This window comes from Rhodococcus xishaensis (assembly GCF_004011825.1).
In the GTDB taxonomy this organism is placed as follows: domain Bacteria; phylum Actinomycetota; class Actinomycetes; order Mycobacteriales; family Mycobacteriaceae; genus Prescottella; species Prescottella xishaensis.
In genome coordinates this window covers 329,748-343,725 of sequence record NZ_RKLO01000003.1, presented here as the reverse complement: position 1 = coordinate 343,725, position 13,978 = coordinate 329,748, and the positions used below count along the sequence as shown (strand labels likewise).

The following is a 13,978-nucleotide window of genomic DNA, read 5'->3' as shown; positions in this document are numbered from 1 at the left end:
GTCGGTTGGACGGGTACATCGCGGATTCGGTAGTAGAAGGCGGTCGCTAGGCTGGTCGGCATGAGTGAGCAGGGTTTCTCCACCAGGGCCGTCCACGCCGGATACGAGCCCGATCCGCAGACCGGCGCCGTCAACGTACCGATCTATGCCAGTTCGACGTTCGCGCAGGACGGTGTCGGTGGCATGCGGGGCGGGTTCGAGTATGCGCGCACCGGCAACCCGACGCGTCAGCCGCTCGAGGCCAACCTGGCCGCACTCGAGTCGGGCACGTTCGGGCGGGCGTTCGGATCCGGGATGGCGGCCACGGATTGTGTCCTGCGGTCGTTGTTGCGTCCCGGTGACCATCTGGTCATCCCCGATGACGCCTACGGTGGCACGTTCCGCCTCATCGACAAGGTGTTCACACAGTGGGGGATCGAGTACACCCCGGTCGCGGTGTCCGATGTCGATGCGGTTCGCGCCGCGATCCGTCCGAGCACCAAGCTTGTGTGGGTCGAAACGCCGACAAACCCGCTCCTCAACATCGGCGACATCGCAGCGACCGCAGAGGTGGCGCACTCGGCTGGGGCGAAGTTGTTGGTGGACAACACCTTTGCGTCACCGTACTTGCAGCAACCACTGGCATTGGGCGCGGACATCGCGCTGCACTCGACGACCAAGTACATCGGTGGGCACTCCGATGTGGTGGGCGGGGCGCTCGTGACCAGCGACGAGGACCTCGACGCCAAGTTCGCCTTCCTGCAGAACGGCGCGGGTGCGGTGCCCGGTCCATTCGACGCGTTCTTGACGATGCGCGGTATCAAGACCCTCGCACTACGTATGGAACGGCACAGCGACAACGCCGAAAAGATCGTCGATCTGCTGTCGGGGCACTCGGCGATCGGCCAGGTCACCTACCCGGGTCTGGAGTCGCATCCCGGTCATGTGGTGGCGGCCAAGCAGATGCGCCGCTTCGGAGGCATGATTTCGGTGCGGTTGAAGGGCGGCAAGCAGGCCGCGCTCGACTTCTGCGCACGCACGCAGATCTTCACGCTCGCAGAGTCACTCGGCGGCGTCGAGTCGCTCATCGAGCATCCGGGTGCGATGACGCACGCGTCCACCGCTGGTTCCGCACTCGAGGTGCCGGAGGACCTGGTGCGCCTGTCCGTGGGCATCGAAGATGCGACGGACCTGCTTGCCGACATCGAGCAGGCTCTGGGCTGATCGGCTTCCGACTCGAAGGGCCGAGTGTTTCCCGAATCTCGCCCGCGACAGTCGGATTGCCCGATACCGTGTGTGTTCTCAGAACAACGCACGAGTCCAGGAACGGTGAATGTCATTGGATCCCACAGCCATTATCGTGGCCATCACCGCAGCAGCAGTTGCAGCAATACAGGGAACCGATGTTCCAGTGCCCGTCAAAGATTATGCCGCCGATACGATTCAGGCCATCGATCAGCTAGCGCCCGATTTGGGAGAGCAAGTCGACAGCCTGATCGGGTTGCTGCCGTCGGAGGTGCGGCCGCAGGCCGAGCGGGCTCTCGTGGACTTCGCGTCGACCATTCCCGGCGTCCGGGTCCCTGATCCCCCGACGCCGGAAGCCCTTGCAGCCGAAGCATCTCCGGAACATGCCACACCGGCGGCCGCTGCACCGGTCGTTCGGGTGCCCGCACCCATTGCCGGCCCGGTTGTGACGGTGCCCGCGGTCGGCAGCAGCGAGCTAGCGTCCCTTCCTGCGATCCTGCCGCCGAACATGACTCTGGGGCAGGTGGGTTCGGTCGCGGTGTTCGCGCCGTGGCTGAAGAAGGCGGGGGAGATCTGCGACGGCGTCAACACGCCTACCCTGGCGGCGCTGTTCGCCGTGGAAAACGACTTCCGCTACGGTCCGACGGCGCCTGTGTCACTCGCCGGCGGTCGCGGCCCAGCCAAGTTCATGCCCAGCGAGTGGTCCAAGTACGGCAGGGACGCCGACGGTGACGGCACCGCCGAGATTCTCGGTGTTGCCGATTCCGTCATGGCGGCCGGACACATGTTGTGCGACAACTACGCTCAGATGGACACCTGGAAGAAGGAGGGCCTGGTCGCGGGCGACACCCTCGACCTCGCACTCGCCGCGTTCAACGCCGGCACCCGCGCGGTCCGCAAGGCGGGCGGTGTCCCGTCCGGCATCGATGACGCCGCCGACCAGAGTGGCCCGTACGTCCAGGCGATCCGCGGATCCGAGGAGCAGTTCGAGACGTTGCTGTCGCCGTTCGCGAACTCGAGCCTCGACATCAACCTGCCGACTGCCGGGATCGGCGGTGCGGCCGTCCAACTGGCGATGCGGTTCCTCGGCCTGCCGTACGTGTGGGGCGGTGGGGACATCAGCGGACCCACGATGGGCGGGTTCGACTGCTCGGGTCTGACGTCGGCGGCCGTGTTCGCGGCCAGCGGCGGCAAGATAGTCCTGCCGCGCACGTCGGAGGAACAGTGGGGGGTCGGCACCGAGGTCCCGATAGCCGCCGCGCAGCCTGGCGATCTGGTGTTCGGCAACTGGCAGGAGGACGGTCCCAGCCATGTCGGTGTCTACATGGGCAACGGCCTGATGGTCCACGCCCCGACGTTCGGTGAGGTCGTCAAGATCGGCCCCGTCCTAGCGGAAGTGAAGGCGCGCCGGGTGCTCTGACCAGGCCGCCGGAACGCGAGAACCCCGGTCCGGGCAAGTTGCCCGAGCCGGGGTTCCTCGTACCGGTCTCCGATCAGGCGTGGTACGGCTCCGCGCTGACGAGAGTGACCTTCATCAGGCTGCCGTTGGGCAGGGTGTACTCCCGAGTCTCGCCCACCTTGGCGTCGATAAGCGCGCCGCCCAGCGGGGAGTTCGGCGAATAGACCTCTAGCTTGTCGTTGCGGGCGCCCTCCTCGCGGGTCGCGATGAGGAACGTCTCGGTGTCGGTCTCGTCGCCGTCGTAGTAGACCTTGACGACCGAGCCGGGCAGCGCTATGCCCGACTGCGTCGGAGCCTCGCCGACCTTCGCGTTGTTCAGCAATTCCTGCAGTTGGCGAATGCGCGCCTCCTGCTGGCCCTGCTCTTCCCGCGCAGCGTGATAGCCGCCGTTCTCCTTGAGGTCGCCCTCCTCGCGGCGTTCGTTGATCTCGGCGGCAATGACCGGACGATTGGCGATGAGCTGGTCGAGCTCAGCCTTGAGCCTGTCGTGAGACTCCTGAGTAAGCCAGGTCACCTGGGTCTCGGTCATTGTCGATCACTCCTTCGTAAGTCGAAGCCCTCGTGCTGTTCTCCCCCCGGGCAGATCGCTGCGAACAGCAACGACCAACGGGCAGGCCGTTCCAGTCCGTGGCGAAGATCCCCCAGCACGCCTACCTCGTGAGCAGACTCGTCCTGCCGTCAATGCAGCAATACACGGCTCCAGTGGAACCGTGCATCGATCCATTTTAGCACGCGACGGGCCGTCGAACCGCGAAACAAGGACCGGTCGGTCCGGTCCTCAGCCCGCGTGGAGATAGCCTGGGACGTCCAGACTACATCCGTATAGATCACCCATCGCCGGTGGTTGCGAGGCCTGGACGGGGGCTGTGACTTTGACCGTCGAATCCGTCGATGGTGCGATGTACACCTCGCGGCGACCGGTCTCGGATCCGTCCTTCGAACGGGTGCGGATGATGCACACCGCCGGCTGCGACGGGTCGTCGCGGGTGACGGTGAACTCGATGTCCATCGTGCGGTTGTCGATGATGTCGAAGTAGATCTGCTTTCCCTCGATCTCGTTGACAGCGAACTTGTTGTAGCCAATGAAGGCGATGCCGATGCCGGCGACAACCACCAGCCCCGTGAGCACCCATTTGACCCAGGTCCCCGACCGAAGTGTTCTGGGCGCGGATCCGTAACGGTCGGTGGGAGGTGTACTGCTCATCACTTCGCTCTCGAGCGGGTTCGGTGGTGCACAATGGGCCGTCGGGGTCGGGATACCGTGCGTAGCAGGGGTACGACCGACCCTTGTGGGTGCCAGGTGGAACTATAGGGGAAGGACGACCAGGCGCCGCACGAGGTGGCGGTCGACCGCTACAGGTGACACGCCACGACGGTGACACGCGAAGCTGAGGTGAAGACACACGTGAGCGGATTCCGACTCATGGCCGTTCATGCCCATCCCGACGACGAGTCGAGCAAGGGCGCTGCGACGATGGCTCGCTACGCCAGCGAGGGCAACGAGGTCCTGGTGGTAACCCTGACGGGCGGTGAACGTGGAGACATTCTGAACCCCGCGATGGACGTGCCTGGGATCCGCGAGCGGATGCATGACGTGCGTCGTGAGGAGATGGCCGAGGCCGCCCGCATCCTCGGGGTGCAGCAGATGTGGCTCGGGTTCGTCGACTCCGGTCTGCCGGAAGGTGACCCCACGCCGCCACTGCCCCCGGGGTGCTTCGCGCTCGAGCCGCTCGAGGTGCCCACCGCGGCGCTGGTGAAGGTGATCCGCGATTTCCGTCCGCATGTGATGACCACGTACGACGAGAACGGCGGCTACCCGCACCCGGACCACATCAAGTGCCATGAGGTCTCGATGGCCGCGTTCGAGGCGGCGGCTGACCCCGAGCAGTTCCCCGATGCCGGGAGGCCGTGGGAGGTCAAGAAGGTCTACTACAACCACGGCTTCATTCGGAAACGCCTGGTCCTGTTCAAGGAGGAGTACGAGCGTCGTGGGGAGGAGTTCCCCATGGCGGAGTGGCTCGCGAAGTGGAAGACCGAGCAGGGTGACTTGATGGCGCGCGTGACGACGCAGATCCAGTGCGGCGACTTCTTCCCGCAGCGGGACGACGCCCTACGCGCCCACGCCACGCAGATCGACCCGAACGGCTCTTTCTTCGCCGTACCGCTGGATATTCAGCAGAAGATCTGGCCGACAGAGGAGTTCGAACTCGCCAAGACACGGGTGCATACGGCCATCCCGGAGGACGACTTCTTCGCGGGCATTTCGAAGGATGAGACGCAGTGATGACGACGTTGGCAATGACGACGTTGGCGGGGGAATTTCTCGCGCAGGGTACCCCGAGCAACCCGTCGGGTCCCGAGTTCGGCAAGGCTTCGCCGCTGGGTTTGGTGCTCATCGTGGCGCTACTGATCGGCACGGTCCTGCTGGTCCGGTCGATGAACAAGCAGCTGAAGAAGCTGCCGGATACATTCCAGCCGGAAAATCCGGAGGCTGATCAGGCGGCCGACGACGGCACGGACCGCGGCGCCACGAGTACCGAGCAGGATCGGCCCACCGAGAACGATCCGCCTGCGAGACCGGCGAGTTAGGGGAGGGGTCGTGTCGCTCGAGCGGAACACCCTAGGTGGCGCGACCAGCCCGTATCTGCGGCAGCACGCCGACAATCCGGTCCACTGGCAGCAGTGGGGTCCGGAGGCGCTCGCCTGGGCCCGCGAGCGAAACGTCCCGATCCTCCTGTCGATCGGGTACGCATCGTGCCACTGGTGCCATGTGATGGCACACGAGTCGTTCGAGGACGCCGATACTGCCGCGGTGATGAACGAGCACTTCGTGTGCATCAAGGTCGATCGCGAGGAGCGCCCCGACCTGGATTCGGTCTACATGAACGCGACCGTCGCGATGACGGGTCAGGGCGGCTGGCCGATGACATGCTTTCTCACCCCGGACGGCGCCCCGTTCTATTGCGGCACCTATTACCCGGCGCAGCCGCGCGGCGGGATGCCCTCGTTCACCCAGTTGCTGAACGCGATCACGGACACCTGGCGCACCCGCCGTGGCGACGTCGACAACGCCGCCGCATCGGTGGTAACCGAACTTCGTCGCAGCAGCGGGGCACTGCCCGCAGGCGGGCCGCCCGTGGACGTCACGCTTCTGTCGGGAGCTGTCGCGAGCGTGCTCCGCGACGAGGATCGCGATCACGGAGGGTTTGGTGGCGCTCCCAAGTTCCCGCCGGCGATGCTGCTCGAGGGTCTGCTCCGCTCGTACGAACGGACCGGCGCCGCGCCGGTACTGCACGCGTCGATGCGCACCGCCGAGGCGATGGCCCGCGGTGGCATCTACGACCAGATCGGTGGCGGCTTCGCCCGCTACTCGGTCGACGCCGAGTGGGTCGTCCCGCACTTCGAGAAGATGCTCTACGACAACGCGCTGCTGTTGCGTTTCTACGCACACCTGGCACGCCGTACGGATTCCGCACTCGCGCGGCGGGTCACCGAAGAGACCGCCGAGTTCATGCTGCGCGACCTACGTACCGGCGCGGGCGCGTTCGCTTCGGCGCTCGACGCCGATACCAATGGCGAAGAGGGCCTGACCTACGCGTGGACGCGCACCCAACTGACCGAGGCGCTCGGACCCGACGAGGGTGCATGGGCCGCGGAGACTTTCGCGGTGACGCAGGAGGGGACGTTCGAACGCGGATCCTCGGTTCTGCAACTGCTCGACGACCCATCCGACGACGCGCGGTTCGCCGACGTGCGGGCACGCCTGTTCGCGGCACGAGCGCGTCGCCCACAGCCGGCACGGGACGACAAGGTGGTCACCGCGTGGAACGGGCTCGCGATCACCGCGTTCGCGGAGGCCGGAGCCACCCTCGACCGACCCGAATGGGTATGGGCGGCAGAGGAATGCGCGCGCGTCCTCCTCACTACCCACGTCGTTGACGGACGACTGCGACGGGCGTCGCTCGCCGGGGTGGCAGGGGCGTCTGCGGGGATCCTCGAGGACTACGGCGCGCTGGCGACCGGACTTCTGGCGCTGCACCAGGTGACGGGCGCGGATGAATGGCTGGATGCGGCAACCGAGTTGCTGGACACAGCGATCGGCCACTTCTCGGACCCCGATCAGGACGGGAGTTGGTTCGACACCGCCGACGACGCCGAAACCCTGGTGAGCCGTCCACGTGATCCGCTCGACGGCGCAACGCCCTCGGGCGGGTCGGTGACGACGGAGGCGCTGCTGACCGCGTCGTCGTTGGTGGGTATGGATCGGTCGACGAAGTACGCAGCGGCTGCGGCGGAGTCACTGGGCCGCGCGGCGGTAGTTCTGCAGCGTGCACCACGGTCTGCGGGGCACTGGCTCGCGGTCGCCGAGGCGTCGGTGCGAGGGCCCCTCCAGATCGCAGTGTCCGAGGACTCGCTGGACTCGCCTTCCGAGCTGGCCAGGCAGGCGCGTCGACTGGCACCCGGCGGCGCGGTCGTGGTTGCGGGTCTAGCCGATTCGATGCCGCTGCTCGCGGATCGGCCGCCGATCGGCGGGGCCCCGACCGCCTACGTGTGCCGGGGATTCGTGTGCGACCGGCCGGTGACCGACCTCGAGGATCTGCGCGAACTCGCCAGTCTGTGAACGGACACGGCCCGTGCAGCGTTGCTGCACGGGCCGTGTCGCGTGGTTGCCCAGGAGGTCCTGGTCAGGACTGGCCGACGGATTGGCCGCCGGACTCGCTGCTGCCGGCGAAGATCTCGCTCACGCTCGCCAGAACGAATTCGATCGACTCGAAGACCGCGATGCTCACGATTTCGATGCTGCCGGGGATGATGGCGAAGATTTCCACTATCGAGCCTGTGTCCATGATCTACCTCCAGGGTTGCGGCAGATCCGATCGTTCGGTCTGCCTGGGATAGGAATGCGCAGTCTTCGCGAGCGAAGCGCGATACCCGTCGCGTGCTACCGCTGTGGTGTTTCAGCTCCCGAAGAAGCCCGGGTACGGCTCGCCGATGGTGATATCCAGGCCGAGCAGTTCGGCGATCGAGGTCATGGGCTTCTCCCTGTAAAGCGGTCGATACGGGTCTTCCGTTTCGCGGGCGAGCTGTGCGTCCAAGCCGAATGGCTTGCACCGCATGAGAGAGTAACAATCAGTCGGTATCGTTGGCGGGATTTCGGCGATTCCCGAATTCGCGTGTCATCCGAATTCGCGTGTCAAAGGCGCCAGTGCGGGCTACCCGAACACCACCAGGTACACCGCAATGAAATGACACAGGGCTGCGATCGCGGTGGCGGCGTGAAAGAACTCGTGATGCCCGAAGGTCCGCGGCCACGGGTTCGGCCACTTGGTGGCGTAGAGCACCGCGCCGACGCTGTAGAAGACGCCGCCGACCGCGAGCAGGACGAGTGGCGCAACGCCGGCCTGGTGGACGAGTTCTCCCGCTACCGGGACGACCGCCCAGCCGAGCAGCAGATACAGGGGCACGCCCACCCAGCGCGGAGCGTGCGGCCACGACATCTTCAGCACGACCCCCGCAAGGGCACCGACCCAGACGACGGTGAGCAGGATCGCACCGGTGTTCGGCGGCAGCGCGAGGAGGCTGAACGGTGTGTAGCTACCGGCGATGAACAGGAAGATCATCGAGTGGTCAGCGCGCTTCATCCGGGTCCGGGCTTCGACAGTGTGCCAATGGATCCGGTGGTACGTCGTGCTCACCGCGAACAGGCCGCACACGGTGGCGCCGTAAACGGCGGTCGCTATGCCGGCCCGGGCGGACTCGAGAGTGAACGCGAGCGCGATCAGAGTCACGCTCGCGATCGACGCGACCACGAGGGACCAGGCGTGGATCCAGCCGCGCATCCGCGGTTTGACCGGTAAGCCCGACGCGAGGTCGTCGAGTCCCAGAACTGTCATCGAGCACCGCCCGGGACGCCCCCGGCTTCAATCGTGGGGAGGGAAGAGCGGTCAGGTCTTTCGTCCGACATGCGGTTTCTCCTGTTGTGTCGGTGGGGGCGGTTAGTTTTCCGCTCATGGGGGGAGAGGTGGTGCGGTACGCGTATCGTCTGCGCCCCGGCGCGCGGGCCGAGCGTGCGTTGCTCGATGTGTGGCATCGCTGCCGGTTCCTGTGGAACGAGGCCGTCCACCAGCACAAGTTGGGTCAGAAGCCGACGTTCGGGAAGCTGTCGAAACTCCTTACTGCCGCCCGCGGCTCGAACACGTGGCTGCGTAAGGGTTCCCAGGTCGCGCAGCAGCAGACGCTCCGCACCTACAGTCAGGCCCTGGACCACTCGTTCACGGTACGCGGCCGGGGACGGCCGCAGCCAAAGTCGCGTAAGAAGGCATTGCCGTCGCTCGAGTACACCACCCGCGGATTCTCCATCCGGGACCGGAGGCTGGTGCTGTCGAAGGGGGTGAGCGTGCCGGTGGTGTGGTCGCAGGAGCTGCCGTCCACGCCCACTTCCGTCCGGGTGTATCGGGACAGCCTGGGGCACTGGTACGCCTCGTTCGTCGTCCGCCGTGAAGCCCGAACCGCCCCGGTCGTGGACGGTGGAATCGGTGTCGACTGGGGTGTCACCACGACGGCGACCAGCTACCAGCGCGCCCGCCGGCAGGCGGCGAAGCTCCACAAGAAAACGGCCCGGCAAACGAAACACGACTCGCGGGTGTGGGCCAAGAAGGTCGTCGACAACCACCAGTTGATCGCGGTGGAGGACTTCAGACCGAGGTTCCTGGCCCGCTCCACGATGGCCCGCAAGGCCGCCGACGCGGCCATCGGGGCTGCCAAACGAGAACTGATCGACCGTGCCGGGCGGGCCGGACGGAAGGTGGTGATCTTTCAGCCCGCGTACACGACGATGACGTGTTCGAGTTGCTTCGCGAGAGCCAAGCAGCAACTCGAACGCGACGAACGCATCTTCCGGTGCCAGACCTGCGGACACACCGATAGTCGGGACCGGAACGCCGCCAGAGTTGTTCTGGCTGTGGCAGAACGGGGCCACACCAGCGTCGACGGCATAAGTCACTTTCGGCCCCCTCCTAGGTCGGTTGACGGTGCAGCCTGAGCTGGAAATCCCCCGGCTTCAGCCGTGGGAACCGTTAAGACACGCCCCTGTCCCCGGCTCCAACCGGGATCAACCATCAAATGCGGGAACCGTAACCTACGGTGACGTAGGTGCGGTAGGGCAGGCGGGTGAGGCGTGCACGACACTGGGCGGGCGTCGCCGGCACCCGAGGCTCGCGGCGTAGTCTTTGATCCCGTGGTGATGTCCAGGTGAAGGTGCGCGGCCTGCTGTACAGCATCTATGAACGACGGCTCCTTCGCCGGCTCGACGGTTTACAGCATCCGCGCCATGTGGCGGTGATGTGCGACGGAAATCGACGTTGGGCTCGTGAGAACGGGTTCACCGACGTCAGTCATGGTCACCGAATGGGTGCCCGCAAGATCGCGGAACTGCTTCGCTGGTGCGACGCTGCCGGCATCGAGATGGCCACGATCTACCTGCTGTCCACGGAGAACCTCCGCCGCGAGCCGGAGGAGCTCGACACCCTCCTCGAGATCATCACCGAGGTGGTCGAGGAGATTTCCGGCGCGGGCCAGAACTGGAGCGTGAAGATCGTCGGCACTCTCGATCTGTTGCCCGAGGACCAGGCGCGGCGGCTGCGTGAGGCTGCCGAGGGCACGCAGGGCCGGACAGGCACCCATGTCAATGTGGCGGTGGGGTACGGCGGGCGGCAGGAGATCGCCGACGCCGTTCGGGCGCTGCTGCGCGACAAGCTAGGCCAGGGACTCACCGGGGACGACCTCCTGGAGGCCATGAGCGTCGAGGGCATCGAAGGCCACCTCTACACGTCGGGTCAGCCGGATCCCGATCTGGTCATCCGTACGTCGGGGGAGCAGCGCCTGTCAGGGTTCCTGTTGTGGCAGAGCGCATACTCCGAGATCTGGTTCACCGAGGCCTACTGGCCGGAGTTCCGGCGTGTCGACTTCCTCCGCGCGCTGCGCGACTACGCAGCCCGGCACCGTCGCTTCGGAGCTTGAGAGCCCTCACGCGTGTGGCGGCGTGAGGGCCGGGAACCAGATGTCGGTGAGGACCTCCGCGGCCTCGTCGCGGGAAATTTCGATCGTGCCCTGCACGGCCCATCGGGTGAAGAACCGCTCCAGTTGGGTAACCAGCAGTTGGATCCGTAGTCGGGCCTCGCGCTCACGGTCATCGCCCCAGCGCGCCAGGTAGGACGGCATCGCATCCGGCAGCGCCGCGATCGCCTCCCTTGCGGGCTCCCGGAAAGCCGGCTCGAGGACCAGCGCCTCGTCCCAGGCCGGCAGGATCGCCCGGTTGCGGTCGAACCACTCGATGGCTCGCTCGATCCACTGCGTGAACTCCTCCCGCGTTGCGTTGTCGAGCACTGCGTCGAGGTCGGCGTAGACCGACACCGGCCTCGGGTCCATCGACTCGGAGCCGATTTTGCGGAGGATGTCGGTCTTGCCGGAGAAGTGCAGGTAGAACGTACCGCGGCTGCAGCCGGCCGCGGTCGCGATGTCCTCGATCTTCACGGCTGCGTACCCGTTGGCTGCGAACAGTTCTCGGGCGCAGTCGAGGAGGCGCCGTCGTGTCTGCCGCTTCTGTTCGGCCCGCAGCGTCGGTTTGGTCCTGGGCACCCCATGAATCTGGTTCACCGCATACCTCCGATTGCATCGTACGGACGCGCTCGATTCGACCTTCGGCCGTTCGCTTGACAGTGTGTCAGCGAATCCGGTTCTATGACGTAAATCACATCGAATGCGATGTCCGATTCGAACTCGATCGACGGGAGGTAACTGAATGCCCCAGCTGCCCACAGTGTGCATCATCGGTGCCGGCTGTTCTGGCTTCACCACGGCGAAACGCCTCAAGGATCATGGCATCCCGTACGACTGCTTCGAGGCGTCCGACGACGTCGGTGGCAACTGGTATTACAAGAATCCGACGGGGATGTCGGCGTGCTACGAGAGCCTGCACATCGACACGTCGTCGACGCGTCTTCAGTTCGAGGACTTCCCGGTCCCCGCGGACTGGCCGCATTTCCCACACCACTCGCTGATGCACAGCTACTTTCGCGACTACGTTGAGAAATTCGATCTGCGCGACACCATCACATTTCGGACGATGGTCCAAAAGGCTGAGCGTCTCGAGGACGGTCGATGGTCTGTCACTCTCGACAACGGCGACGTCCGCACGTACGACGCGCTCGTCGTGGCAAACGGTCACCACTGGGACCCGCGGATGCCTGAGTACCCGGGCAAGTTCGACGGCCAGGTAATCCACAGCCACGAATATCTCAACGCCCTCGATCCGATAGACATGCGTGGCAAGAACATCGTGGTGGTCGGCATGGGCAACTCGGCGCTGGACATCGCGTCGGAGCTGTCGCACCGGTCGATCGCAGCGCACGTGTGGGTATCCGCGCGGCGGGGGGTCTGGGTCCTCGCGAAGTACCGGGAAGGCATGCCGGCCGACAAGATGATGATGCCGCCGTGGATGCCCAGGAAGCTGGGATTGGCGATCGCCCGGCGCAAGATCAAGAAGGCGCTCGGCCGAATGCAGGACTACGGTCTGCCCGAACCCGACCACGAACCGCTCAGCGCGCATCCGTCGGTGAGTATCGACTTCCTCGCCAAGGCAGGATCAGGTGATCTGACGTGCGTTCCGGCGATCGAAGCGCTCGACGGTGACCATGTTCGGCTCGTCGACGGACGTCGGATCCCCGCCGACGTCATCGTGTGCGCGACCGGCTACAAGATGAGCTTCCCCTTCTTCCGTGATCCGGCGTTGAATCCCGATGACCAGCACCGTTTCCCGCTGTTCAAGCGGATCATGCAGCCTGGCACCGACAACCTCTTCTTCATGGGCCTCGCCCAGTCATCCCCGACGATCGTCAATCTCGCCGAGCAGCAGAGCAAACTGGTGGCCGGAGTGCTCACAGGCGCGTACACGCCGCCCTCGGACGACGAGATGCGCCAGATCATCGCCGTCGACGATGCGGCCAGCCTCGCGCAGTACTACCAGGCGCCGCGGCACACCATCCAGGTCGACTTCGCGCGGTATGTGCGCGACCTGAAGAAGGAGATCACTGCCGGCGAGAAGAGGGCTCAGCGCACCCCGGTGGGTGTCCGGTGACCGCCGCCGAGGGGTTCGCGGCTTCCGAGTTCGACTGTCTCCGAGATCTGTTGCAGCGCAACCTGGAAGACGGCACCGACGTCGGAGCCTCGGTGTGCGTCGTGGTCGACGGGGAGACCGTGGTGGACCTGTGGGGTGGCGTCTCGGACGTCGATACCGGCGGGCGCTGGGTCAAGGACACCATCGCCAACACGTACTCGCTGACGAAGACGATGACCGCGCTCGTGGCCCTGCTGCTTGTCGACCGCGGGCAACTCGATCTCGAGGCTCCGGTCGCTCGATACTGGCCGGAGTTCGCAGCGAACGGCAAGGAGGGCGTACTGGTGCGCCATATCCTCGGCCACACATCCGGAGTGAGCGGTTGGCAGCAGTCGGTCACGATCGCAGACATCTGTGAGGCCGTCCGCTCGGAAGATCTGCTCGCGGAACAGGCGCCGTGGTGGCAGCCCGGCACGGCGTCCGGCTATCACGCGACCAACTACGGGCACCTGGTGGGCGGCATGCTTCGTCGGATCACCGGGGTGGGCCTCGGCGAGTTCTTCGCTACCGAGGTCGCAGAGGCCTGCGGCGCCGACTACTTCATCAGCACGCCCGTCGACGTCGACCCGAGGATCGCTCCTCTGATCGCACCACCGCCAACGGGATTCGATTACTCGGCGTTGCCGCCCGACGGCGTCTTCGTCAAGACGATGACGAATCCGATGATCCCGGTGCCGGAGACATCGAGCCGGATGTGGCGCGGCGCGGAGATCGGCGCTGTGAACGGCCATGGCAACGCGCGGTCGGTAGCCCTCATCCAATCGGTTGTCTCGCACGGCGGGAAGACCTTGTCGGGGGAGCAGTTGCTGCGACCCGAGACGGTAGACCGGATCTACGACGTGCAGGCCGACGGCGTCGACCAGGTACTCGGTGTGCCACTGCGTTTCGGCCTCGGGTACGCGCTGTCGGCTTCACCCGTCTACCCGTCGATCCCCGAAGGACGGGTCTGCTGGTGGTCCGGGTACGGCGGGTCGATAGTCGTCAACGACCTCGACCGCAGGATGACGTTCGCGTACGTGATGAACAAGATGACCCCTCAACTCCTGGGTGCACCGCGCACTGAGGAGTATCTCGCGCAGGCCTACGCGGCGCTGTAGACCCGGGTGTCCTTTGCGTCTGGA

15 protein-coding genes are annotated in these 13,978 nt (G+C 65.7%); 9 read left to right on the top strand and 6 right to left on the bottom strand.

What is annotated here, in order from left to right; translation table 11 throughout:
- Positions 1-60 precede the first annotated feature (60 nt).
- Entirely contained in the window at positions 61-1,203 is a 1,143-nt protein-coding gene (locus tag EGT50_RS08975) for a cystathionine gamma-synthase (protein WP_127953185.1), read from the top strand.
- Between the two features lie 109 nt (positions 1,204-1,312).
- Positions 1,313-2,644, top strand: a complete 1,332-nt coding sequence (locus EGT50_RS08970; protein ID WP_127953183.1) for a C40 family peptidase — start codon at positions 1,313-1,315, stop codon at positions 2,642-2,644.
- A gap of 73 nt (positions 2,645-2,717) precedes the next feature.
- Here EGT50_RS08970 and greA read toward each other — a convergent pair whose 3' ends face one another.
- A complete protein-coding gene (gene greA, locus EGT50_RS08965) occupies positions 2,718-3,212 on the bottom strand; it encodes a transcription elongation factor GreA (RefSeq protein ID WP_127945053.1) in 495 nt (164 codons plus the stop codon).
- A 249-nt stretch (positions 3,213-3,461) separates the two neighbouring features.
- A complete protein-coding gene (locus EGT50_RS08960) occupies positions 3,462-3,887 on the bottom strand; it encodes a DUF4307 domain-containing protein (protein WP_127953181.1) in 426 nt (141 codons plus the stop codon).
- Between the two features lie 201 nt (positions 3,888-4,088).
- Here EGT50_RS08960 and mca point away from each other — a divergent pair, with 201 nt between their 5' ends.
- From mca to EGT50_RS08945, 3 genes are read left to right on the top strand one after another with little or no spacing between them, the layout of a single operon-like run.
- Positions 4,089-4,967, top strand: coding sequence for a mycothiol conjugate amidase Mca (mca, locus tag EGT50_RS08955; RefSeq protein WP_127953179.1), 879 nt, complete (start codon positions 4,089-4,091; stop codon positions 4,965-4,967).
- On the top strand, positions 4,967-5,272 hold the full coding sequence (locus tag EGT50_RS08950) for a hypothetical protein (protein WP_127953175.1): 306 nt from the start codon (positions 4,967-4,969) through the stop codon (positions 5,270-5,272). Before mca ends, EGT50_RS08950 begins: the two co-directional genes overlap by 1 nt.
- Positions 5,273-5,282: 10 nt before the next feature.
- Positions 5,283-7,304 carry a thioredoxin domain-containing protein gene (locus tag EGT50_RS08945; RefSeq protein ID WP_127953173.1) on the top strand — a complete coding sequence of 674 codons (2,022 nt, stop codon included), beginning with the start codon at positions 5,283-5,285 and terminating at the stop codon, positions 7,302-7,304.
- A 64-nt stretch (positions 7,305-7,368) separates the two neighbouring features.
- Here EGT50_RS08945 and EGT50_RS16995 read toward each other — a convergent pair whose 3' ends face one another.
- The 3 genes from EGT50_RS16995 to trhA all read right to left on the bottom strand — a co-directional run bounded on the left by EGT50_RS16995 (position 7,369) and on the right by trhA (position 8,577).
- On the bottom strand, positions 7,369-7,530 hold the full coding sequence (locus EGT50_RS16995) for a hypothetical protein (protein WP_164873370.1): 162 nt from the start codon (positions 7,528-7,530) through the stop codon (positions 7,369-7,371).
- Between the two features lie 111 nt (positions 7,531-7,641).
- Positions 7,642-7,779, bottom strand: coding sequence for a hypothetical protein (locus EGT50_RS16990; protein WP_164873369.1), 138 nt, complete (start codon positions 7,777-7,779; stop codon positions 7,642-7,644).
- A gap of 117 nt (positions 7,780-7,896) precedes the next feature.
- The gene (gene trhA, locus EGT50_RS08940; RefSeq protein ID WP_127953170.1) at positions 7,897-8,577 is read right to left on the bottom strand and encodes a PAQR family membrane homeostasis protein TrhA; all 681 of its coding nucleotides are present in this window, start codon (positions 8,575-8,577) and stop codon (positions 7,897-7,899) included.
- A gap of 116 nt (positions 8,578-8,693) precedes the next feature.
- Between trhA and EGT50_RS08935 the strand changes: the two genes are divergently transcribed.
- Both EGT50_RS08935 and EGT50_RS08930 read left to right on the top strand, forming a co-directional pair.
- A complete protein-coding gene (locus EGT50_RS08935; RefSeq protein WP_127953167.1) occupies positions 8,694-9,725 on the top strand; it encodes an RNA-guided endonuclease InsQ/TnpB family protein in 1,032 nt (343 codons plus the stop codon).
- Positions 9,726-9,934: 209 nt separating this feature from the next.
- The gene (locus EGT50_RS08930; RefSeq protein WP_127953164.1) at positions 9,935-10,702 is read left to right on the top strand and encodes an isoprenyl transferase; all 768 of its coding nucleotides are present in this window, start codon (positions 9,935-9,937) and stop codon (positions 10,700-10,702) included.
- A 6-nt stretch (positions 10,703-10,708) separates the two neighbouring features.
- On the opposite strand, the gene EGT50_RS08925 is transcribed toward EGT50_RS08930, so the two are convergent.
- Entirely contained in the window at positions 10,709-11,338 is a 630-nt protein-coding gene (locus EGT50_RS08925; protein WP_127953161.1) for a TetR/AcrR family transcriptional regulator, read from the bottom strand.
- Positions 11,339-11,483: 145 nt separating this feature from the next.
- Here EGT50_RS08925 and EGT50_RS08920 point away from each other — a divergent pair, with 145 nt between their 5' ends.
- Both EGT50_RS08920 and EGT50_RS08915 read left to right on the top strand, forming a co-directional pair.
- Positions 11,484-12,818: a flavin-containing monooxygenase gene (locus EGT50_RS08920; RefSeq protein WP_127953158.1), complete on the top strand. Its 1,335-nt coding sequence runs from the start codon at positions 11,484-11,486 to the stop codon at positions 12,816-12,818.
- Positions 12,815-13,954 (top strand): serine hydrolase domain-containing protein, encoded by a 1,140-nt coding sequence (locus EGT50_RS08915; protein WP_127953155.1) that lies wholly within the window; start codon positions 12,815-12,817, stop codon positions 13,952-13,954. The genes EGT50_RS08920 and EGT50_RS08915 overlap by 4 nt, the downstream gene beginning before the upstream one ends.
- The last annotated feature ends 24 nt before the right edge of the window (positions 13,955-13,978 follow it).